Origin of the sequence: Streptomyces coeruleorubidus (assembly GCF_028885415.1) — a bacterium.
Taxonomy (GTDB): Bacteria; Actinomycetota; Actinomycetes; order Streptomycetales; family Streptomycetaceae; genus Streptomyces; species Streptomyces coeruleorubidus_A.
Map to the genome: position 1 here is coordinate 89,607 of NZ_CP118527.1, position 22,584 is coordinate 112,190.

General features: G+C 74.3%; 7 protein-coding genes and 12 pseudogenes. 6 read left to right on the forward strand and 13 right to left on the reverse strand.

Going from position 1 to position 22,584, the window contains the following annotated elements; genetic code table 11:
- Nucleotides 1-269 precede the first annotated feature (269 nt).
- Nucleotides 270-1,744, reverse strand: a pseudogene (locus tag PV963_RS00505) (aminotransferase class I/II-fold pyridoxal phosphate-dependent enzyme).
- A gap of 631 nt (nucleotides 1,745-2,375) precedes the next feature.
- Between PV963_RS00505 and PV963_RS00510 the strand changes: the two are divergent.
- The 4 genes and pseudogenes from PV963_RS00510 to PV963_RS00525 form a co-directional block, all read left to right on the forward strand.
- A pseudogene (locus PV963_RS00510) lies at nucleotides 2,376-3,542 on the forward strand (amidohydrolase); the annotation flags it as partial.
- 80 nt (nucleotides 3,543-3,622) lie between these two features.
- Nucleotides 3,623-4,156: a DoxX family protein gene (locus tag PV963_RS00515; protein ID WP_274813669.1), complete on the forward strand. Its 534-nt coding sequence runs from the start codon at nucleotides 3,623-3,625 to the stop codon at nucleotides 4,154-4,156.
- Between the two features lie 75 nt (nucleotides 4,157-4,231).
- On the forward strand, nucleotides 4,232-4,795 hold the full coding sequence (locus PV963_RS00520) for a hemerythrin domain-containing protein (RefSeq protein WP_274813670.1): 564 nt from the start codon (nucleotides 4,232-4,234) through the stop codon (nucleotides 4,793-4,795).
- 839 nt (nucleotides 4,796-5,634) lie between these two features.
- Nucleotides 5,635-6,459 (forward strand): annotated as a pseudogene (locus PV963_RS00525) (MFS transporter); the annotation flags it as partial.
- A 710-nt stretch (nucleotides 6,460-7,169) separates the two neighbouring features.
- Here PV963_RS00525 and rfaE2 read toward each other — a convergent pair.
- The 10 genes and pseudogenes from rfaE2 to PV963_RS00575 all read right to left on the reverse strand — a co-directional run bounded on the left by rfaE2 (nucleotide 7,170) and on the right by PV963_RS00575 (nucleotide 18,459).
- Nucleotides 7,170-8,573: pseudogene (gene rfaE2 / locus PV963_RS00530) on the reverse strand (D-glycero-beta-D-manno-heptose 1-phosphate adenylyltransferase).
- A pseudogene (locus PV963_RS00535) lies at nucleotides 8,570-9,204 on the reverse strand (D-sedoheptulose-7-phosphate isomerase). The pseudogenes rfaE2 and PV963_RS00535 overlap by 4 nt, the downstream one beginning before the upstream one ends.
- 99 nt (nucleotides 9,205-9,303) lie before the next feature.
- Complete coding sequence (locus tag PV963_RS00540) at nucleotides 9,304-10,581, reverse strand: glycosyltransferase (protein ID WP_274813671.1); 1,278 nt, start codon at nucleotides 10,579-10,581, stop codon at nucleotides 9,304-9,306.
- Nucleotides 10,578-11,541 (reverse strand): annotated as a pseudogene (locus PV963_RS00545) (glycosyltransferase). Before PV963_RS00545 ends, PV963_RS00540 begins: the two are co-directional and overlap by 4 nt.
- Nucleotides 11,538-12,540 (reverse strand): annotated as a pseudogene (locus PV963_RS00550) (glycosyltransferase family 9 protein). Before PV963_RS00550 ends, PV963_RS00545 begins: the two co-directional pseudogenes overlap by 4 nt.
- Nucleotides 12,507-13,229: a D-glycero-alpha-D-manno-heptose-1,7-bisphosphate 7-phosphatase gene (locus PV963_RS00555; RefSeq protein WP_425540856.1), complete on the reverse strand. Its 723-nt coding sequence runs from the start codon at nucleotides 13,227-13,229 to the stop codon at nucleotides 12,507-12,509. The pseudogene PV963_RS00550 and the gene PV963_RS00555 overlap by 34 nt, the downstream one beginning before the upstream one ends.
- Nucleotides 13,226-14,293 carry a glycosyltransferase family 2 protein gene (locus PV963_RS00560; protein ID WP_274813672.1) on the reverse strand — a complete coding sequence of 356 codons (1,068 nt, stop codon included), beginning with the start codon at nucleotides 14,291-14,293 and terminating at the stop codon, nucleotides 13,226-13,228. The genes PV963_RS00555 and PV963_RS00560 overlap by 4 nt, the downstream gene beginning before the upstream one ends.
- A pseudogene (locus PV963_RS00565) lies at nucleotides 14,290-15,948 on the reverse strand (carbamoyltransferase family protein). The gene PV963_RS00560 and the pseudogene PV963_RS00565 overlap by 4 nt, the downstream one beginning before the upstream one ends.
- 70 nt (nucleotides 15,949-16,018) lie before the next feature.
- Nucleotides 16,019-16,983, reverse strand: a pseudogene (locus PV963_RS00570) (NAD-dependent epimerase/dehydratase family protein).
- A gap of 952 nt (nucleotides 16,984-17,935) precedes the next feature.
- Nucleotides 17,936-18,459: pseudogene (locus PV963_RS00575) on the reverse strand (hypothetical protein).
- Nucleotides 18,460-18,726: 267 nt separating this feature from the next.
- Between PV963_RS00575 and PV963_RS00580 the strand changes: the two are divergent.
- Nucleotides 18,727-19,260 carry a hypothetical protein gene (locus PV963_RS00580; RefSeq protein WP_274813674.1) on the forward strand — a complete coding sequence of 178 codons (534 nt, stop codon included), beginning with the start codon at nucleotides 18,727-18,729 and terminating at the stop codon, nucleotides 19,258-19,260.
- A gap of 27 nt (nucleotides 19,261-19,287) precedes the next feature.
- Here PV963_RS00580 and PV963_RS00585 read toward each other — a convergent pair whose 3' ends face one another.
- Complete coding sequence (locus PV963_RS00585) at nucleotides 19,288-19,563, reverse strand: hypothetical protein (protein WP_274813675.1); 276 nt, start codon at nucleotides 19,561-19,563, stop codon at nucleotides 19,288-19,290.
- 315 nt (nucleotides 19,564-19,878) lie between these two features.
- Between PV963_RS00585 and PV963_RS00590 the strand changes: the two are divergent.
- A pseudogene (locus tag PV963_RS00590) lies at nucleotides 19,879-20,729 on the forward strand (fructosamine kinase family protein).
- Between the two features lie 4 nt (nucleotides 20,730-20,733).
- Here PV963_RS00590 and PV963_RS00595 read toward each other — a convergent pair.
- Nucleotides 20,734-22,390, reverse strand: a pseudogene (locus PV963_RS00595) (catalase).
- Between the last annotated feature and the right edge of the window lie 194 nt (nucleotides 22,391-22,584).

Consider the following 22,584-nt stretch of genomic DNA (forward strand, 5'->3'; position numbering starts at 1 on the left):
CCGTGCCTGCAGAGCCACGAGCGGATCCTCGCCACCGATCAGCTCCGCGAAGTCGAGGCCGCCTTCGAGCCCCAGCCCCGGGCGACGTCGGGCGGACGGCGCCCGGCCACGCAGTCCTCACCAGGGCAGGGCGAGCGCGGCCAGCACCGCCAGCCGATGCGTGAGGGACTGCCGGCTCGCGCTGTCGAACTCCCCCGCATCGGGTTCCGCTTCCGGGCCGTACACGGATCCGTCGACGAAGAGCCCACTTCAATAACTTTCTCAACATCTCAGGCGTGAGTGGTTGACCCTCGTGCAACTACGCGCAGGGTGCGGACGGAGGAGTCCGCCGCGTCGGGGATGAGGACGCCGTGCTCGGCACCGCTGCGCAGGTAGTCCAGGACCGCGTCGGTGACGACCTCGCCCGGTGCCACCACGGGCACGCCCGGGGTAGGGGCTGATCATCTCCGCGGCGATCCGTCCGGCGGCCCGCTCGGCGGGCACGTGCTCGACCGGGGCGAAGAACGCCTCGCGGGGCAGCATCGCCTGCTCCAGCTCCAGCGCCGAGGGCTCGGGCAGGTGGACCGGCGGCCGCCGCTCGATGGTGTCCGCCCGCTCGACGAGCGCGGCCAGAGCGTCCACCAGGACCGTCTCGGTCTCGTCGTCGTCCGCGTACGTGATCGAGGCGCTGATGCGGCAGGTGTCCGAGCCGCCGACGTCCACGTGGCGGTGGGTGCGCAGCCACTCCGCGGCCTGCATCCCGCTGATGCCGAGCTTGCGTACGTCGATGACGAGCTTGAGCGGATCGAGGTCGGCGGCGAGCCCCTCCTCCACGACTCGGGGCCCATGGGCCGCAGACCCGGCAGGTCGGCGACCACCGCCCGGATGCGCTCGGCTCGGCGAATGGCGGCTTCCAGGAGCTCGTGCCCGTGTTCGACCATCTGTCGGCGCCAGCCGTCGAGCGTGGCGAACACGAGGGAGGAGGCGCTGGTGGTGCCGAGCAGGTCCTCCCGCTGCTTCAGGGCCTCGGACGAGACGCGGTCGTACTGGAGGTGGAAGACGGAGCTCTGTTCCACGGCCCCGCCCATCTTGTGCACGCTGGTCACCACCAGGTCGGCCTCGGCGTCCATGCCCCAGGCGGGCAGGGCGGGATGGAACGGCAGGTGGGCGCCCAGGCCTCGTCGACGATGACGGGCACGTCGAACTCGTGGCACACCCGGGCCACTCCCCCGATGTCCGCGCAGGAGCCCCAGTCGGTGGGCGTGATGAGCAGCATGCCCTTGGCGTCCGGGTGTTCCCGGAGTCGCCGGCGGACGTCGTCGGGCTCGGGCGGGTGGGCCAGGTGCCTTTCGGCGTCGAACTTCGGGCGCACCCAGATCGGCTCGACGCCGTTGACGACGACGGCCGCGATGACGGACTTGTGGGCGTTGCGCGACAGCAGCAGCTTCTCGCCCGGGCCTGCCGCGGCCAGCATGGCGGTCTTCACGGACAGGGAGCTGCCGCAGGTGGAGAAGAAGGCGTGCTCGGCGCCGACCGCGTCCGCCATGAGCTCCTGGGCCCGGCTGAGGACGCCCTGCGACTGGCGGCGGTCGTCGAGGCCGTTGAGGGAGAGCACGTCGGAGCGGAACACGTCGAGTCCGACGATCTCGGCGACCCGGGGGTCCACTCCCCTGCCCTGCTTGTGGCCCGGCGGGCCGTAGGCGATGTCGCCGCGGCGCCGGAAGTCCTCCAGCGCCTCCAGGACGGGCACGCGCGAGTGGTCCATGGTTCCTCCCAGATCCGGCCCGCCCGGCCGCCGCCGCGGCGTCCACGCTGTCGTGGCCCGGCGAGTACACCGACCGTGTTGCACTCGGGCACCGGTCGAAACGCGGCGGGTGTGGCGGCGCCGGTCGGGCACCCACCCGAGGCACGGCCGCGCCCCGTCGAAACGCGGCGAGCACCGCGACAGGGCGAGACCTGCCAAGGGACACAGCCACACCGGCCGAAACGGCGGCGAGTGTCCGCCGCACCCAGGCGACGACCCGCCCAAGAGCACAACCGCACCCGTCCAAACGCGGCAAGCACCGCGACAAGGCGACCCACCAAGGGACACAGCCACACCAGCCAAAACGGCGACGAGCGCCCACCACACCCAGGACGCTGCCCACCCAAGAGCACAGCCGCGCCCGTCGAAACACGACGGACACCGCGACAGGGCGAACCCACCAACGGCACGACCGCACCAGCCGAAACGGCGGCGAGTACCGCCACACACCGGACGAGACGCGGCGAGTATCGCGGCAGGGCGAAATCCGCCAGGGGACACGGCCACACCGGCCAGAACGCGGCGGGTGTCGCCGCACCGCGCGGGTGAAACCCGGTCGGGGACACGCCGCAGCCGACGCCGGGAGGCCCCTGTGGACCGCACGCGCGACGACGTACACCAGGCCGTCCGTAAAGAGGTGGCGGCCCGGGCCGACGCACTGTGGGGCGTGGCCTCGCGGCTGCACGCCGACCCCGAGTACGCCTTCGCCGAGCACCGGGCGGCGGCCCTGCTGTCGGGTGAGCTGGAACGGGCCGGTTTCGCCGTGGAACGCGGCGTGGCGGGGGTGCCGACCGCGTTCACCGCCCGCCGGGGCCGGGGCCGGCCCGCGGTGGCGCTGCTGCTGGAGTACGACGCCCTGCCCGGCCTCGGCCACGCGTGCGGCCACAACCTCATCGCGGCGGCGGGCCTGGGGGCCGCGCTGGCGGTGGGGGCCGTGGCGGAGGAGTCCGCCGGGTCGGTGCTCGCGGTCGGCACGCCCGCCGAGGAGGGCGGGGCGGCAAGGCCCTGGAGGTGGAGGCCGGAGTGTTCGACGGCGTCGACGCGGCGCTGATGTTCCATCCGGGTGTGTACAGCTGGGCGCGTGCGCCGCTGACCGCGCAGGTGCAGTACCGGGTGGCCTTCCACGGCCGGGCCGCGCACCCCACGGGGAACCCGACGGAGGGCATCGACGCGCTCGCGGCACTGGTGGAGCTGTTCAACGTGCTGGCCGTGCTGGGGCGACGGCTGCCGGAGGGCTCGCACGTGCAGGGCATCGTCACCCATGGCGGCACCGCCACGAACATCGTCCCGGAGTACGCCGAGGGCCTGTTCGGTCTACGCGCGGCCACGACGCCGGCGTTGGCGGACCTCACGGAGCGGCTTCGGGAGTGTGCCGACGGCGTGGCCCGGGCCACGGGCACGACCGCCGAGGTGGAGCGGGCCACCGTGCGCTACGAGCACTTCCGGGACAACGAGGCGCTGTCCGAGCGGTTCGCCGCGCATCTGTCCCGGGCCGGGATCCCGCTGTCCCCGCCCGCGCCCGGCGTGTACCTGGGGTCGTCCGACATCGGGAACGTCAGCACGCGGGTGCCCGCCATCCACCCGTTTCGTCGCGATCATGGACGAGGACGGCTCCGACCACACCCCGGAGTTCGCCGAGGCCGCCGCCTCTCCCCGGGCCCGCGAGGTGCTGGTCGCCGCGACGGAGGCCCTCGCGTGCACCGCCGTGGACGTCCTGTTGTCCGCGGAGCTGCGCGAGGAGGCCTGGGCGCGGCACCGGGCGGCGCGAACCGGGTGGTGCTTCCGCCCCTGGTGGGGAACCCGGCGAACGCTGTACCCACCGACACCCTGGAGAGGGCCATGAGTCTGTTGCGCGTGCTCGGCCGTCCCATGCTGGCCTCGATGTTCCTCACGGGCGGCCTGAACTCCGTCCGCGACCCGAAGGAGGTCGCCCCGGTCGCCGAGCCTGTCGTACAACCGGTCACCGAACGCGTCTCAGCACTGCCGGACCGCACCGAGCAGGTCGTACGGCTCAACGGCGCCGTGCAGGTCGTGGCCGGACTGATGCTGGCCACCGGGCGCATGCCGCGTCCGGCCGCGCTGGCCATCGCGGCCACGCTGGTGCCGACGACGCTGGCGGGGCACCGCTTCTGGGAGGCCGAGGATCCTTCGGAACGGGCCGAGCAGCGGATCCACTTCTTCAAGAACATGTCCATGCTCGGCGGGCTGCTGATCGCCGCGGACGACACCGGCGCCCGCCCCTCGGTGCTGTGGCGTGGCACCCACGCCGCCCGTGGCCTGCGGCGGGACGCGGGTCTGGTGCGGCGCTCCGTCCGTGGCACCGCGGGCCCGGCCGCGGCGGCCGGGCGTGTCCGGGCCAAGCTCCCGCGCTGAGCCCCGAATGGGGGGTCTCGGACCGTGCGTTAGCCCCCTGGGGCCCGGGGACCCGGGGGGCTGGAGGTGAAGGACATGGGACACGGAGGAAACGTCATCGACGAGCTGGTGACCGATCACCGCGAAGTCGAGGAGATGTTCGGCAAGATCGAGGGGCTGCCGTCCGGTCACAAGGACCGCAAGACGTACGCGGACCAGGTCACGATCGAGCTGGTGCGGCACTCGGTGGCCGAGGAGGCCTACCTCTATCCGGCCGTACGCGAGCACGTGGCCAACGGGGACGCTCTCGCCGACCAGGAGCTCCAGGACCACGCCACGGCCGAGCGGATCATGAAGGACCTGGAGGGCTGTGACCCGGGCGACGCCGACTTCGACCGGCTGATGGGCATGCTGATGAGCGAGATCCGCTCGCACATCGCCGACGAGGAGGGCAACCTCTTCCCGGCGCTGCGGCAGGCCTGTCCGATGGACACGCTCAACGAGCTGGGCGAGAAGGTCCGCAAGGCGAAGAAGACCGCCCCGACCCGGCCCCACCCGGCCGCCCCCGACAAGCCTCCGGCGAACAAGCTCCTGGCTCCGGGCACCGGGATGGTCGACCGGTTGCGCGACGCGCTGACCGGTCGCGGGAAGTCGGAGTAGAGCGGCCGCTGCCGCACACCGCCGTACACCGCCGTACAGAAGAAGGGCCCGTCGCCTCGGCGACGGGCCCTTCTCTGTCCGCTGTGGCCGCCGTCACATGATGTGGGCTGGGCGAGGTCCGTGATCGACGGCTGTGATCAACCACACACTCGCGGCCTCAAATGTCGGGAGGCCGGGGACGGTTGGGAGGTGTGGGGCGGCGAACGAGGTGCGGATGGATCCGACTCGGGGGTCCCCTCTGCCACGATGGTCGGCGCCGTATCCGGCGAGGGGAACCACCGCGCAGCGCAGCCGGTGCTTCTCGTTCTCCTCGTCCCCCTCCTGCTGAGTCCTCCGACTCGTCTTGCGAGTACCGCACTGTGTCTACGTCGCCCTCCCCTGCCCAGCCCGTCTCGCGCTCGCCCTGGCGGTCGCTGCGGTACCGCAGCATGCGCTGGTGGTCCGTCGCGAACTTCGTGTCGAACGCCGGTACGTGGATGCAGCTCACGGTGCAGAACCTGCTGGTCCTCGAGATCACCGGGTCCGCCGCCGCGACGGGGCTGTCCATGTCCGTGCAGGCCGCCCCTGCCCTGCTGATGAGCGTCCTCGGCGGCGCGGCCGTCGACCGGTGGCCCCCGCAAGCTGACGGCGGCCGTGAGCCAGGCGCTGCTCGGCGCGATCGCGTTCACGACGGCCGTGCTCGTGGCGCTGGACCGGCTCGACATGACCTCCCTGATGGTGCTGGCCGCCGTCACGGGTGTCGTCGCGACCGTCGACAACCCGGCGTGTGCCCTGCTGGGCAATGATCTCGTCCCGGCGGAGGACGTGCCCTCGGCCATCGGGGTCGGGGCGCTGGTGCACCAGTCGGGCCGGCTCGTGGTGCGGCCATGGCCGGTGTGGCGGTGGGGTTCCTCGGCACGTCCGCGGCGTACTTCGCGAACGGCCTGTCGTTCCTGTTCGTGGCCTCGGTCATTCCGTTCCTGCGGCCGGCCGCCGGGGCGGTGCGGGAGGTCACCGCGGGCTCCAAGCGCACCGGCTCGGACATGTCCGTGCGCGAGGGGCTGGCCTTCTTCGCGCGCCGGCCGCGTCTGATGGCGCTCGCCGGGGTGACCGGGATCAGCGCGGTGTTCGGCCGTAACTACGGGCTCACCCTGGCCGTGCTCGTCACCGGGCCGCTCGCGGGTGGTGCCGGTTCGTTCGGCACGGTGTCGACCGTGCTCGCCGTCGGCGGCATCCTCGGCGCGGTCCTCGGCGCCCGGCTGCGCCGGCCGTCCGTGCGGCTCGTGGGGGCGCTGGCGGCGGCCGGGGCGCTGCTCCAGGTGGTGGCGGGGCTGTCGCCGTCGCTCGCGGTGCTGATCGTGCTCGTGCTGCCGATGGCCGTGGTGGAGTCCGTCTCCGACACCGCCGGCACGGCCGTCCTCCAGACCGACCCGCCCGCCCATCTGCGCGGTCGCGTGCTGGGCGTGTGGGGCAGCATCGGCACGGTGTGGAGCCTGGGCGGCCCGCCCGCCCTCGGCCTCCTCATGGAACTGGCCGGCGCCCGTGGCGCCCTCGTCACCGGCGGCCTGCTCATCTCGATCGGCGCGGGCTACCTGCTGCGACAGCGCCGCACCACGACGCCGGTGGTACTCCGGACGGAGGAGGGCGACGTACAGGGGCAGCCGGCGCTGAGCACGGCGGCCTGAGCAGGAGCGTGGCGGGAGCGTGGCGGGGGCGCAGCGACTGGTGGCCGCGACCGGCTGAGGCGGATTCCCGGGGCCCGCACGGCGGTCGGCCGCGGCTGCCGGAGAGAGACAGGGCCACAACGACCGGTCGGCGGGGCCGCCACCGACGGGTCCGGAGGGCCCGCACGGCTGATCGGCCGCCGCTGCAGGGGAGACCCGACAAGACGGAGCGACCGACCGCTCGCGGGTACCCCTGAGGCAGCCGCGAAGCCCCGACCGTTGGTCGGCCGCCGTTGCCGAAGAAAACCGCAGGACCGCAAAGCTTGATCGACGCGGCTGCCCCTGACGGGTCCGCACAGGCCACACGGCTCGTCGACCGCCGCTGCCGGAGAAGCCCCTTAGGCCGCCGCAACGATCGACCGGCCGGGCCACCCCGGAGACGCCCGAGCGGCTGGTCGGCCGACCTGCCCCGGGGATCCGCCTCCCCCACCGACTGACCGACAGACCTGCCGCCCAGCCGTACCCGCAGAATCCCAACCGCTGATCCGCCAGGCCCCCCGGCGGGGTGCACACAGCCCCACGGCCGGCCAGCCGGACCGCCGCCCAGCGGCACCCGAAGAACCCGAGCCGCTGATCTGCCGAGCTACCCCGGAAGATCCGGAGGGCCCCACGGCTGGTCGGACCGGGCCGCCCCGGCGGGACCGCCTCAGCGGCAGGTCAGCCGTACGCGCTCAGGAACCCGACGGCCGCAAGGCCACCGTCGCCGCCTTTGCCGCTCGGCGGGTCAGCAGGGTCGTGGAGCGGCCGTCGAGGTAGGGCAGGACCACGGCCTGGCCGCCCCAGGTGCGGAGCACCTCCGCCTCGGGCAGGTCCTGGACGGAATAGTCGCCGCCCTTGACCCAGACGTCCGGGCGCAGCCGGGCCAGTACCGCCTCGGGGTGTCCTCCTCGAAGACCACGACGGCGTCGACGCTGCCGAGCGCGGCGAGGACGCGGGCGCGGTCCGCCGCCGGGTTGAGCGGGCGGCCGGGGCCCTTGCGGCGGGTGACGGACGCGTCGGAGTTCAGGCACACGATGAGGCAGTCGCCGATGCGCCGTGCGCTCTCCAGCAGGCCGACGTGACCGGCGTGCACCAGGTCGAAGCAGCCGCCGGTGGCGACCACGGTGCCGCCCCGGGTCCGGACGCTCTCCGCGAGGGCGAAAGCGTCGGTCGCGGGGTCGTCCGCGGGCCGGGCGGCGGCTCGGTCCGCCACAGGTCGGGGTTGCCCGCGCCGCCGGCCGCGACGAACGCGGCGGCCTCGGCGACGGCCCGTTGCAGCGCCTCCTCGGGGAGCAGGCCGTCGGCGAGGGCGGCAGCCGTCGTCGCGGCGAAGCAGTCGCCCGCGCCGCACGGGTCCCCGGCGGCCCGGTAGGGCACGGGGACGAGCATCGGCGTACCCGAGCCGGGCCGGGCGAGCAGCACCCCGCGGTCACCGAGGGTGACGGCGACGCCCGCCGCGCGCCAGCGTTCCGCCAGCCGTGTTCCCCGCTCGGCGTACGCGCCCAGTGACGTCCCTCCGGAGGCGGGGTACAGGGCTTGTGCCTCCGCCGCGTTGGGGGTGACGAGCCGGGCTCCGGGCACGGGCGGGTCGCCCTTGGGGTGCGGGTCCCACACCAGGGGTGTGCGGCGGGCGGCGTCCTCCAGGTGCGGCCGCAGGGCGCCCGCGGTGTGGCGCCCGTAGTCGGCGACCAGGATCGCGCGGGCGTTCGCCAGCGCCTCCCGGACCGCGTCGTCGGGTTCGCCGGGGGTGCCGCCGCCCCGGTCGATGCGTACGACGGGCCGGCCGCCCGCGAGGACACGGGTCTTGACCGGCAGGGTGCCCTTCAGCGGGAGCTCCAGCAGCCGGACCCGGCCGCGCAGGTCACGCCGTACGGCCTCGCTGGCGTCGTCGTCGCCGAGCGCGGTCACCAGGACCACGTCCCGGCCGCCGCGGGCGGCGAGCGCGGCGGCCAGTCCGGCTCCTCCCGGGTGCCGCCGGTCGCCGGTGACGTCGACGACGGGGGCGGGGGCGTCCGGGGAGAGCCGGGTGGAGACGCCTTCGATGTCCTCGTCGAGGAGGACGTCCCGACGACCGCGAGCGGTTCCGGTCCGGTCATGACGTGCTCCCGTGGGTGAGGACCGTACGCCGTGCGAGCGGTGTGGACACGGCCGTGTCGAAGCACTCGCAGAGCAGGTGGACGGCGACGAGGTGGATCTCCTGGACGTTGGCGGTACTGCCGGCGTCGATGCACAGGGCTTCGTGGGCGGCTTCGGCGAGGGGGTTCGGGCCGCGCCCGGTGAGCGCCCAGACACGCAGTCCGGCCTGCCGGGCGGTCACGGCCGCGGCGATGAGGTTGGCGCTGCGGCCGGAGGTGGACAGCAGCATCAGGATGTCGCCGGGCGGCCGTGGGCGGTGACCTGGCGGGCGTAGACGTGGTCGAAGCCGTAGTCGTTGCCGATGGCGGTCACGCTGGAGGTCTCGGCGTGCAGGGCGAGCGCGGAGTAGGCGCGGCGTTCCTGGCGGTAGCGGCCGACCAGTTCGGCGGTGAGGTGCTGGGCCTGGGCGGCGCTGCCGCCGTTGCCCGCGGCGAGCAGCCGGCCGCCGCCGGTGAGGACGTCGGCGAGCAGGCCGCCCCAGTCCGTGATCCGTTCGAGGCCGTGCCGGCGGAACCGGCCGAGTGCCTCTTGAAGCGACCGGCAGTGCAGGCGGGCGGCATCGAGCGCGGGGTGTGCGGGGTGTTCGCTCATGCTGTTCGGGCGTGCCGCCGCCCGGTGGACGGTGGCGGACCCACACCTCCTTCGGTCTTCGGGCGCCGGCGGCTGTCGCCGGGTCGGGGACGGATCGGTTCAGCCGGCGCCCGTCGCGGCGGGCTCGGCGTCGAGGACCTCGCAGTAGGCGGCCTCGGTGGCCGCGGCGATCTGGCCCCAGCCGTAGCGGCTCAGCACCCGGCGCCGGCCGGCCGCCCCGCACGCCTCGCGGGCCGCCGGGTCGGCGAGCAGGCCGGCGACGGCGCGGGCCAGGGCCTCCGGGTCGCGGGGCGGCACCAGCCGTCCGGTGCCCGGGTCGGCGACGGTGTCGAGCTGCCCGCCGACCGCGCTGGCCACGACGGGCACGCCGCAGGCCATGGCTTCCAGCGGGACGATGCCGAAGGGTTCGTAGTCGGCGGGGCACACCACGACGTCGGCGGAGCGCAGCAGCGGCGGCACGTCCTCGCTGGGCACGGCGCCGGTGAAGCGGACCCGGTCGGCGACGCCGGCGTCCCGGGCGATGCCGCGCAGCCGGCGCACCTCCGGGTCGTCGTCGAGCCGGTCCGCGGGCGGCCCGCCGACCACGACGAGCTCGGTGCCGGGCAGCCGGGCCAGCGCGGCGACGGCCACCGCGGCGCCCTTGCGCGGCACCAGCCGGCCCAGCTGGAGCAGCCGGTGCGGGTACGGTCCGCGCGGCGCGGCCGGGCCCTTCGGGGTGAACCGGTCGGGGTCGACGCCGCACGGCACGATGCCGATCTTGTGCGGGGGTATGCCCATGCGGGTCAGTTCGGCGGCCTCGTCCCGGCAGGTGGCGACGACACGGTCGCAGCCCAGCCCGATCTCGATCTCGCCGGGGATCCTCTCGGGCGGGCTGGTGTCGGCGTGGCCTTGGTGCCGGCGCTTCACGGTGCCGAGGGCGTGATACGTGTGCAGCAGGGGCAGCCCGTGTGCGCGGGTCGCGCGCAGTGCGGCCAGGCCCGACATCCAGTAGTGCGAGTGCACGAGGTCGGGGGCCCGGGTGCGCCAGCCGCGCGCCAGATAGCGGCCGAACTCGCCCATGTACGGTAGGAGTTCGTCCTTGGGGAGCGGCTCGGCCGGTCCGGCGGGGACGTGGTGCACCTCGACGCCGTCGCGCAGCTCCACCCGGCAGGGCAGGTCGGACGCGTCACGGCGGGTGTAGACGGTGACGCGGTGGCCGCGGTCGGCGAGCGCTCCGGCGAGGCAGGCGACGTGGACGTTCTGACCGCCGGCGTCGACCCCGCCGAGCGCGGCGAGCGGGCTCGCGTGCTCCGAGACGAGCGCGATCGCGAGGACGCCCGGGTCGAGGGGGTCGCCGCCGAGCGGTCCGGTGGGGAAGGGGCTGAGGGACGGGGTCATGAGCACACCTCCGTGATCAGGCGCTCCCAGTCGGCCAGGAAACGCTTGAGCCCGTAGCGTTCGAGGCCGCCTGCCGGGCCCGGGCTCCGTCCGCGGCCGCGGCCTCGGGTTCGTGGAGGTAGCGGCGGGCGGCGCGGGCCAGGGCCTCGGGGCGGGTGGAGAGGGTGCCCGCGCCGGGCGGCACCGCCTCGACGGCCTCGGTGGTGGCGAGGGCCAGGACGGGCAGGCCGAGGTGCATCGCCTCCAGCAGGGACAGGCCGAGGGAGGTCAACGCACCGGGTGCAGATACATGCGGCGTTCGGCCATGGCCGGGTGCAGCTCGCTCTGGGGCAGGTCGGCGGTGCGGCACCGGTCCGGTGGCAGTCCGAGGTGACCGGCCAGCCCTTCGGTGCCCATGCCGAACACGTCGAGCGGCACCGCCTCGGCCAGGGCGGGCAGCAGGTCCGTGCCGGTGTACCGGGCGCGTCGCACGGGTTCGTTGACGACGACGGCGGCGCGGGCGAGCCGGCCGGTGTAGCGGTGGCCCGGGTCGACGATGCCGTGTTCGACGACCTCGGTGCGGGTGGTGCCGCAGTCCCAGAACAGCCGGTTGAAGTGCGTGACGTGCACGATCGTCAGATCGGCGCGGTCGGCGCACGGGTGCCGGGTGTCCGGTACGTCGCCGTCGGGCGCGTTGTGCTCCAGGTACAGCGCGGGCACGTCCCGGCCGGGTCGGCGTCCGCCGAGCCATCGCTCGGCGAGCTCGGCTTCGTGCGGCCGTTGGAGAAGGACCAGGTCGACGGGCGTGTCGCGGAGCTCCTCAGGGGTGATCTCGCGCACCGAGGACGGCCAGGAGAAGGTACGGGCCCGCCCCAGGCCGTCCGGGCCGCGGCCCGCGGTGACGGGGACGAGGTAGGTGTGCGGGCCCTGGACGAACGCGGTCGTCCAGGAGCCGTGCACGTGCCACAGCAGGATGTTCATACGGCCGCTCCTCGCTCCGTCTGTTCGCCCTGGTCCGCCGGGGCGTCCGTGAGGGCCGCCACGGCGGCGAGCACCTCGGCGTCGCCGATGCCGTCCAGGCAGGGGTGGCCCGGCAGGGGGCAGTGCCGGGCCCGGGTGTCCGCGCACGCGGCGCGCCGGTCGCCGAGCAGGACGTGCGGCACACCGTAGGGCGCCCACCGTTCGGCCGGCACGACCGGTGCGAAGAGGCTGACGACGGGTGTGCCGACGGCGGCGGCGAGATGGGCCGGGCCGGTGTTCCCGGCCACGACGACCCGTGCCCCGGCGAGGACTCCGGCCAGGTGCGGCAGATCGGTGGCGCCGCCGAGGTCCAGCGCGTGCCGACCGGCGACCCGCGCGGTCAGCTCCCCGCTCGTCGGGGCCTCCGGTGACGATGACCCGGTGCCCCTCGGCGGACAGGGCGGCGACGGCCCGGGCCGCCCGGCCGGGGTCCAGGTCCGGGCGGGGACGGCGGCGCCAGGGTGGACGACGACGTACGGCCCGGGCCGGTGAGGCGGGTGGTGGGGGCGGCGGGGTGACGCGCAGTCCGCCGTCGTCGCCGGGCGGAAGGGCGTAGCCGGCGGCGCGTGCCAGGTCGAGGGCGGCCAGGGCCTCATGGCGGTGGGGCCATCTGCGGTGCCGCAGGTCGAGCAGCGCGCCCGGTAGTCCTCGCTGTCGGCGACGGTCCATCCGATCCCGGCGAGCCTCAGCAGCAGGGCGATCGGCAGCGGGCTCTGGTGGTACGACACGAGGACGAGCGCCCGGTCGAAGCGGCCCGCCGTGAGCGTCTCCATCAACTGCCGGGTGGCCGCCCGCGTGACCGGCGGCGGCTCCAGCCCGACCCAGGGGGCGTCGTAGGTCAGCACGTCGTCCGCCCCGGCAGCATCCGCCCCGCCGCGGCGCCCTGCGGCCCGCACAGCAGAGCGCGGTGTACGAGGACCCGGCCGCTACGGCCCGCACGGCGGGCCCGGCCAGGAGCACGTCTCCGGCGCTGTCGAGGCGGACGACGAGGGTCCGGGCAGGCGGCTGCGGGAACGGAAGGGGGTCATCGCGACTCCTCCGCCGGCACGGCCGAGTCGAGGGCGAGGCGTACCGCCTCGATCAGGTCCGCTGCCGTGGCGTCGGCCGCCGTGACCTCCTCGGGCCGGGTGACGGCCGTGGGAACCAGGACACCGCGGGCCCCCGCGGCCGCGCGCGGCCTCCATGTCGGCCCCGATGTCGCCGATGACGACGGTGCGTTCGGGCGGGACGGCAAGTCGGCGGCACGCGGCCAGTACCAGGCCGGGGGCCGGTTTGCGGCAGCCGCAGCCCTCCCCCGGTCCGTGCGGGCACACGGCCCAGACGGCGAACGGCCCGAGCAGCTCCTCCACCCGCAGGCGTACGTCCTCGACCTGGCGAGGTCTGAGCAGGCCGCGGGCCACGCCGGACTGGTTGGTCACGACGCCCACGGGGATCCCGGCGGCGCGCACGGCGTCGACGGCCTTTCGCGCGCCGGGCATGAGCGCGACCCGCGCCGGGTCCCCGTTGTAGGGGACGTCGGCGACGAGCGTGCCGTCGCGGTCGAAGAGGACGGCCGCGGGGAGCGGACCGCCGGGGGCGTGCGGGGGCTGCCGCACGCCGGTGGCCCCGTGCGGCCCGGCGAGCAGCCAAGGACCGGTGGGCCGGGTCATGATCGCAGCCGTTCCCTGACCGCCGGGCGGGGCGCGGGCGCCGGCTCGCCGGTCCCGAGCGGGGTGAGCGGCCGGACCGTACGGTGCGCGAGCCGTCCGCGCAGCCAGTGCCAGGTCGCGGTCGGCGGGATGAGCACGCTGGTCACGGTCATGGTGAGCACCTCGTCGCGGGTGCGCGGCCCGGGCAGGATCCGGGACAGGGCGAACTCGGTCGTGCCGGCCAGCCATGCGGCGGCGCAGGCCCCGGCCAGTCGGTGCCGGCCGAGCAGGGCGCAGCCGAGCGCCGTCACCCCCGCTCCGGTCAGGGCCAGGTGCACGGGCAACCGTCCGCGGGGCGCCTGCGCCCGGCGCCACCAGTGGCGGCCGTGCAGCCGGGTCATCAGCACGTCGTCGGCGTTGCCGGCCTGGAGCCGGACGGAGGTCCAGCGTCCGGCCGGCCGCACGGGGTGGGTGGTGGTGCGCCGGCCCTCGGTGAGCGTCCAGCCGGCGTCGCGGATGCGCAGGGCGAGGTCGGCGTCCTCCCTGAAGGCTCGCCGGAAGCGTTCGTCGAATCCGCCGACGGTGGTCAGCGCGGCCCGGCGGTACGCCATGTCGGCGGTGACCCAGCGGGCGCCGGCGAGTGAGGCCGTGTTGCGTTCCCAGTCGGGGGGGTCGGCTGGCAGCGGCACCTGGATCCGGGCGGTGATCCCACCGGTCCGCTCCGTCGCCGCGGTCAGGTCGAGGGTCAGGTCGTCGCCCCAGGTGGGCCCGGGTACGACGTCGTCGTCGAGGAAGACGATCCAGGGCACGTCACCGGCCGCCCGCCAGCCGAGGTTGCGTGCGGCGGCGGGTCCGCGCGCCCCGCCGGGTACGACGATGGTGCGCGAGCGCAGGGACGGCGGGACGTCGGCGGTGAGGGGCGAGCGGGCAGGGCCTGGACGGTCGTCGACGAGGACCACCCGGACCGGCCCCGGACCGCTCGCCTCGGCCAGGGCGTGCAGGCACACGCCCAGGCTGGGCCGGCCGAGGGTCGGTACGACCACGGCGTACGCGGCGTCCCGTGTGCGGGTGTCGGGCTCGGTCATCGCAGGCCTCCGGCGTCCTCGGAACGGAACAGGTCGCCGCGGCGGACGGCGTACGGGCCGATGGCCAGCAGGTCGACGGGCGCGGAGCCGAAGCACTCCAGGGCGTCGCGCGGGTCGTCGACCATGGGCCGCCCGGCGGTGTTGAGGCTGGTGTTGACGACGACGGGCAGCCCGGTGAGCCGCTCGAACTCGCCGAGCATGCGGGCCACGAGCGGTTCGCGGGCCGGGTCGACGGTCTGGATGCGGGCGGTGCCGTCGACGTGCACGACGGCGGGGATGCGGTCCCGCCAGGCCGGGGCGACGTCGTGCACGAACAGCATGTACGGGCTGGGCAGCGGGCCGTCGAAGATGTCGGCGGCGCGGTCGGCGAGGACCATCGGTGCGACGGGCCGGAACTGCTCGCGGCCCTTGACGTCGTTGAGCCGTTCCAGGTTGCCCGCGTGCCCGGGGTGGGCGAGCAGGGAACGGTGGCCGAGCGCCCGGGGGCCGTATTCGGAGCGCCCCTGGAACCAGGCGACGATCGCGTTGTCCGCGAGGGCGCGGGCGACGGTGGCGGCGATGTCCGGGGGCCGTTCGAAGGGTACGGCGGCCGTCTTCAGCCAGGCGCCGAGCTCCGCGTCGGACCAGTCCCGGCCGAGGTCGGCGCCGGTCATGGGCTCCGGTTCGTCGCCCTCGCCGGCGGACAGCAGCAGGGCGCCGCCCAGGGCGGTACCGGCGTCTCCGCGGCGGGCTGCACCCACACCCGGGAGAAGGGGCCCTCGCGGGCGATACGGGAGTTGGCGACGCAGTTGAGGGCGACGCCACCGGCGAGCGTGAGCACCTGGTCGTGGGTGCGGCCGTGCAGCCAGCGCACGAGGTCCAGCAGGGTCTCCTCCAACACGGCCTGGGCGCTGGCGGCGACGTCGGCGTGGTCCTGGGTCCACGGCTCGTCGGCCGCGCGGCGCGCACAGCTCGTGCCAGGGCACGCCGGTGGCGTGGAAGCCGCCGTCGCCGGTGGGGTACACGTGGCGGCGCAGTTCGGTGAGCATGCGCGGGGTTCCGTGGGAGGCGAGGGCCATCACCTTGAACTCGTCGGAGGAGCGCAGGAAGCCGGGTGTTCGGTGAGTTCCTCGTAGACGAGGCCGAGCGAGTGCGGCAGGTCCTGTGCGTGCAGCGCCTCCAGCCGGTCGCCGACACGGCGCGCGGCCAGGTGGGAGGCGCGTTCGCCGCGGCCGTCCAGGACCAGCACGCTGGAGTCGCCGGCGTCCGGTGCGGCGAAGGCACTGGAGGCGGCGTGGGCCATGTGGTGCGGCACGAAGCGGACGATGCCGGGTTCGAGGCCGGGCAGGGCCGTCCGCAGGAATCCGGGTGCCTCGCGGCGTAGGTCAGCCGCAGGTGGTCCCACGGGTCGTCCAGGCCCATGTCCTGGGCGGCCGGGCGAGTTCCGGGTCGAAGGAGTAGGCGACCGCGTCGAGGTCCTGCGGGCGCAGCCCGGCCCGCTTCAGGCACCAGGCGGCGGCCTTCTCGGGCAGCTCCCAGGCGGAGAACGGCAGGGGTCTCTTCCCGTGCTTGCGCCGGGAGAACCGCTCCTCCTCCGCGGCGGCGACGGTCCGTCCGTCGATCACCAGGGCGGCGGCGGGGTCGTGGAAGAGGGCGTTGATTCCGAGGATGCGCATGGGGGTGGCGGCCCTTTCGGCGGTCGGGAGAGAACCGGACGCGGTGGTGCGGGGGGGGTGCCCGGGCGGGTCAGTCGTCGGTTCTGTCCTCGCGGAACCAGGCGATCGTGCGCCGCAGCCCCTCCTCGGCGCGCACCTGCGGTTCCCAGCCGAGCTTGTCGCGGGCCAGCGTGATGTCCGGGCAGCGCACGGCCGGGTCGTCCACCGGGCGTTCGATGAATCGGATCTCCGACGGGGAGCCGGCGAGTTCGACGACCAGCCGGGCCAGGTCGAGCATGGTGATCTCGGTGGGGTTGCCGATGTTGACCGGGCGCGCATGCCGTGGGCGGCCGCCGCGAGGATGCGCGGACGGTGTCGTCGACGTAGCACAGCGACCGGGTCTGACGTCCGTCGCCGGTCACGGTGAGGGGCTCTCCGGCCAAGGCCTGCCGTACGAAGGTCGGCACCGCGCGTCCGTCGTGGCCGCGCATCCGCGAGCCGTAGGTGTTGAACAGCCGCACGATGCAGGTGTCGGTGCCGTGAGTGCCGGCGTGGGCGGTGGTCAGCGCCTCGCCGAAGCGTTTGGCCTCGTCGTAGACGCTGCGCGGGCCTACGGGGTTGACGTTGCCCCTGTAGCTCTCGTCCTGGGGGTTCTGCTGCGGGTCGCCGTAGACCTCGGACGTCGAGGCGAGGACGAAGCGGGCGCGGGAGGACCGTGCGAGTTTCCAGGGCGTTACGGGTGCCGAGGCTGCCCGTCTCCATGGTGTGCAGCGGCAGTCGCAGGTAGTCCGCGGGGGACGCCGGGGAGGCGAAGTGCAGGACGAGGTCGGGCCTTCGCTTGATCCGCATGCCCTCGGCGACGTTGGCCTGCACGAGCGTGAAGCCGGGCCGTTCGAGCAGCGGGGATATGTTCTCGGGCCGGCCGGTGCTGAAGTCGTCCACGCAGGTGACGGCCGCGCCCGCGTCCAGCAGGGCGGCGCACAGGTGGGAGCCGACGAACCCGGCGCCGCCCGTGACGACGGCGTGTTCCCAGCTCCGTGAGAGGGCGGTGGTCATCTCGGTCTCTCCTCCGTCAGCGGCGTATGGCCCGGCACGACGGTGTGCGCCTCGTGCCGCCGAGGGTGGCCGGAGGCCGTCGAGCCCACGATCAGCGTCCGCCGACGGTGCGAGCGAGGCACGGTCGCTTACGGCAAACCGGTGAGTCACGGAGGGTGAGAGGTTGGGGCTGCCGGCTGTTCGTGCAGGTCGGGGGGTGGGTGAGAGCTGGGGGCCGGGGTGCTCGGGCAGCCTGTGACGGTGCGGGGCAGGCGCTGGGTGTGGGCGGACCGAAACCACGGGGGGGCCGACGGGCAGAGCCGCCGCGGGCCGTGCACTGACGCCGTCGCAGGTCTGCGGACCAACACCTTCGCGGACCGTTGGCTAATGCCATGGCGGACCCGGGGGCCCAGCGGGTGATCGGATGGCGAGCCGTGGACCGGTGAAACCAGCGCGGTCGCGGATCGGATGGCCAGCGCCGCCGCGGACCGGCGAACCAACGCCGTGGCGGCGGGGGGGCCCAGCGCGGTCACGGATCGGGGAGCCGGCGCGGTCGCTGACCGGACGGCCAGCGCCGCCGCAGGCGTGCGAGCCAACGCCGTCGCGGATCGGCCACGTCCGCGCCGAGGGGGTTACCGCGCGCCCGGCGCGCCTTTCGGTGGCCGGCGCCGGCGACCAGCGCTGAGGTCGCCGTCGGTTGCCGCTGGGGCCGCCGCGCTCGCTGTCGTCCTCGAGCGCTCCGCTCTTCCCGCCGTTGGGGTGCAGCCTGGCTCGGGATGTGGCCCGCGGATCGGGAGGCCGACGCCGTCGCGGATCAGAAGGTCGGCGCCACCCGGGCCGGCAAAGGCACTCTGACCCCGCAGGCGTGCGAGCCAACGCCGCCGTGGAGCGGCGGACAGACACCACCGAAGGACGGCGCACCGAGGCCACGTGCGCCGGTAGGGCGGGCCCCGTCAGGGACACCCCGCCCGTGTCAGGCGATCAGCGTGCGGCCCGGTGCAGGCGCTCGAGGAGTTGGGAGTGGTGCAGTTCGGCCACGGGAGCGAGCAGGTCGGGGTGGCGCAGCAGGGCGGCGGCGCGCTGGTCGCTGTCGTCGGGCGCGACGAGCCGGCGGAACTCGGCCGGTGTGCCGGCGCTGTGGCTGCCCTCGGCGAGCGCGGCCACCGCCAGGGCGGCCAGCTGCGGGTCGGTGAGCAGACTGGCCGCCCAGCTCGCGACGACCTCGTCCACCCAGGTGCGCCAGGCGTGCGCGTCCACGTCGTCGCCCACCGACGCGTCGGCGCCGGTGACCCAGTCCAGCCGCGCGGAGCCGCCGGGGCCGCCGTCGACGAGGGCGGCGTCCATCGCCGTGGGGTACCTGAGCCATGCCGCGACCGTCACGGCCTGCCGGGCCTGCACCTCGCACAGCGCGGCGGCGAGCGCGCCACCGGAGGCGGGGAAGGCGCGGGTCAGCCACTGGGCGGTCGCCGCTATGACAGGAGAGAGGTCTGCTTGCACTGCCGGGCCGTCCGAGAGGGTGGGGAAGCGGGGATCTGCCCGTAGACGGTAGCCGCCGCCCCGGGCGGCCGGACGTGATCGGGACCTCGTCCAGGATGTGGCCTCGGCCACATTCGAAACGGCCTGGGGCGCAGCGAGACCGTTCCCGTTTCGCCAGGAAGGGCCCGGGCACCCGCCCCACGTAATCCTCCGCAAGCCGGAAAAGTCCGGCGAACCCCCTGTTCCGGCGGCCCTGGGGCAGGGCCGGAGCAGGACAGGAGCAGTGTCATGACGGAACAGCGAACGGATCCGCCGGGCGCCCAGCGTGCTCCGGTCACCGACATGTCGCTGCTGGGCATCTACCTCAACGACCATCTCGCCGGCGCCACCGCCGGGACCGCGCGGATTCGCTATCTGCTGCGCTCGTGCCGGGGCACGGCGCTCGCCGACGCCCTGGCCCCCGTCGCCGCCGAGATCGCCGAGGACCGGGCGAGCCTGCTCCACATCATGCGGCGGCTCGACGTCCCGGTGCGGCGCTACAAGGTGTACGCGGGCCGCGCGGCCGAGCAGGTGGGCCGGCTGAAGAGCAACGGCAGCCTGGTACGGCGGTCCCCGCTGAGCACGCTGTGGGAGCTGGAGGCGATGGGGCTCGGGGTCGAGGGCAAGACGGCCGGCTGGCAGACGCTGCGCGCCCTGGCCGCCACGGACGCGCGCCTCGACGCGCGGCAGCTCGACGACCTCGTCGAACGGGCCCGGCGGCAGCGCGCCACCCTGGAGGAACTGCGCCGCAAGCAGGTCGAGGTCGCCTTCCGCGAGAGCTGACGCGCAGGCGCCGCCGTCAACCCTGCCCTACCAGAACCTGCTGCTGAGAGTCGGCTGATGCGACAGCTCCACGGCGTCGCGCAACCGCAGCGCCACGCTGATGGTGGCGCGCAGGGCGGAGGGGCGTACGGTCTGGGCGGTCTCCGTGGCCAGGACCAGCAGGCAGGCCGCCGCCTGCTCGACGACCGACGCGGGGAGGGTGAAGTCGTTGTCGGCGGCCGCGCGGAAGGCCTTCAGTGGGATCGCGGCCCGTCGATGGCCCGGTGCGCGGCCTGCTCCAGGTGCTGTGCGGCCTGTTCGCACACGGGGGCGGGCAGGGCGATGGTGCGCTGGAACGGTGAACTCGTCATGCCCCGACTGGTCCCCCGGCGGCACCCGGTTCTGTCGGCGGGCGACGGGATTTCACCGTCCCGCGTGATCGGGGCGTGGCGAATGTCCCGGTATCGAAACGGACTCCGAGTGGGGCCGGCAAGGAGAACCGGGTCGAGTGCCGTCCGCGGGTGCGTGGGGCTGGTCGCGCCCCTGCGGCGGAGCCGCACATCGACACGGCCCCGCGCCCGTGATGGGCCTGGTCGTACTCTGAGTGTCGATCAAGCTCGGAGTCGAGGAGGAGCGCGTATGACCGCCGGTACGGAAGTCGTGGCCCGGCTCACCGGGCGGGCGGTCACCGGGGAACGGCCCCTGTCCGGGGCCCTCGCCGAGGTCACACTCGACGACGGGCGGGTGGTGATCGTCAAGCGTGCCGACGATCCGGGGCGACGCGGGCCGAGGCGGCCGGGCTGCGCTGGCTGGCCGGCGCCGGCACGGTGCGGATACCGGATGTGCACGGTCACGACGGGAACTGGCTGGTCGTCGACCGGGTCGCAACGGGGCGCCGAGCCGGGAGGCGGCGGTGCGTTTCGGGCGTGACCTGGCCGCCCTGCACACCGCCGGGGCGCCCGCGTTCGGCGCGCCGCCCCCGGACGGGCCGGCGGACGCGTACATCGGGCTAGCCCCGATGCGCAACGAGCCCGGCACCGACTGGCCGGGCTGGTACGCCGAGCATCGCGTGCTGCCGTATCTGCGGCGCGCGGTCGACCAGGGCACCGTCCGGTCTGGGGAGGCGGCCGTCGTGGAGCGGCTGTGCGAGCGGCTGCCGGAGCTGGCGGGGCCCGTCGAGCCGCCGCGCGGCTGCACGGCGATCTGTGGAACGGCAACGTGCTGTGGGGGGCCGACGGGCATGTCCGGCTGATCGACCCGGCCGCGCACGGCGGGCACCGCGAGACCGACCTGGCGATGCTGGGTCTGTTCGCTGTCCGCACCTGGAGCAGGTGCTGGACGGCTACCAGGAGGAGGCGCCGCTCGCCGACGGCTGGGCGGAGCGCGTCGGCGTGCACCAGATGTTCCCGCTGCTGGTGCACGCCGTGCTGTTCGGCCGCAGCTACGCGGAACAGGCCCTCGCGGTGGCCCGTAGCGCCCTGGCGGGGTGACCGGTCAGCGAGTCACGACGTGCCGTTCGTCCGGCACGCAGTGGGTCATGGTGAGGCCCTCGACGTCGCGCGGCTGGTTCTTGCCCAGGTTGGCCAGGCGTTCGCGGTCCTCGTCCGTGAGGTCCTGGCTCGCCAGCGGCTCCAGACCGGCGACGTCCTCCGGGCCGATGCCCAGTCCCTCGCCGACCCGCAGACCGAGGTCGTTCTCGACCAGCAGGAAGTGCCAGACCATGCGCTCCTGGATCGGACGGTCGCACTGGGACAGCAGGTCGATGAAGTTCTTCACCAGGTCCTCGCGTTCCCAGTCCTCCAGGAGCAGGTAGCGCTGGCCTGCCTGCATGTAGTCGTTGGTGCGGGGGATGCGCTTGCGGGTGAGCCGCCCTCGATGACGGGTCCCTGCTCGTCGTGGGTCGGGTAGCGGGCCTCGCGCAGGCCGCCGGTGATCGACGGCTCGTAGTTGACCTGCGGGTTCTCGCCCGCCGCCGTCCACGTGGTACGTCATCTGGCCGTCGCGCTGGTTGGTGCCGACGTCCGCGTTCTTGGCCTGGTTGACGGGCAGTTGCAGGTAGTTCGGGCCGACCCGGTAGCGCTGGGTGTCGCTGTAGGAGAAGGTCCGGCCGACGAGCATCTTGTCGTCGGAGAAGTCCAGGCCGTCGACGAGGACGCCGGTGCCGAAGGAGATCTGCTCGTTCTCGGCGAAGAAGTTCTCCGGCATCCGGTCGAGCACCATCCGGCCGACCGGCTTCGGCGGGAAGTCCTGCTCGGGCCAGGTCTTGGTGTCGTCCAGCGGGTCGAAGTCGAGCTCGGGGTGGTCGTGGTCGTCCATCATCTGGACGAGCAGCTCCCACTCCGGGTGGTCGCCCCGCCCGACGGCCTCGTACAGGTCCTTGGTGGCGTGGCCGAGGGAGTCGGCCTGGACGTTCGCCGCGTCCTCCTCGGTCATGCTGCGCACGCCCTGCTTGGGCATCCAGTGGTACTTGACGAGCTTGGTGTCGCCGTCGGCGTTGACCCACTTGTACGTGTTGACGCCGAAGCCCTGCATGTGGCGGTAGTCCGCGGGGATGCCGCGCGGGCTGAACAGGTTGACCAGCATGTGCATCGCCTCGGGCGTCTGCGACATGAAGTCGAAGATGCGCCGGGGCTGCTGTTCGAAGGTCACCGGGTCCGGCTTGAGGGCGTGGATGACGTCCGGGAACTTGATCGCGTCACGGATGAAGAAGACGGCGAGGTTGTTGCCGACCAGGTCCCAGTTGCCGTCCTCCGTGTAGAACTTCACCGCGAAACCACGCGGGTCGCGGGCGGCCTCCGAGGAGTCGCGGCCGCCGATGACGGTGGAGAAGCGGACGGCCACGTCCGTGCGTTTGCCGCGTTCCTGAACAGTTTGGCCCGGGTGTAGCGGCTGATCGGCTCGTCGCCCCAGGTGCCGTAGGCCTCGAAGTGGCCGTAGGCGGTGACGCCACGGGCGTGCACGACGCGCTCGGGGATGCGCTCCCTGTCGAAGTGGCTGATCTTCTCGAGGAACTGGTAGTTCTCCAGCGTGGCGGGGCCGCGGGGCCGACGGTGCGCTGGTTCTGGTTGTCGTAGACCGGATGGCCCTGGCGGTTGGTGAGGACCTTGCGGTCGTCGCCCGGAGCGGGACCGGTACCGGATACGTCCGTCATATGCGTGGGCTCCTTCGGCTCATGGCCGGCGACCGACCGGGTCGGCGCCGCGAGCGGCCGCCCGCCGGTCCTGGCGGAACGCCCGGGTACCCGGCGGGGCGGGGTCAGTCACGTGCCCCGCGGATGGGGAGCCCGGCGGACGGCACCGGCGCCGCGGTCCTCACACGTGGGGCCGGCGCTGGGCAGCGCCGGCT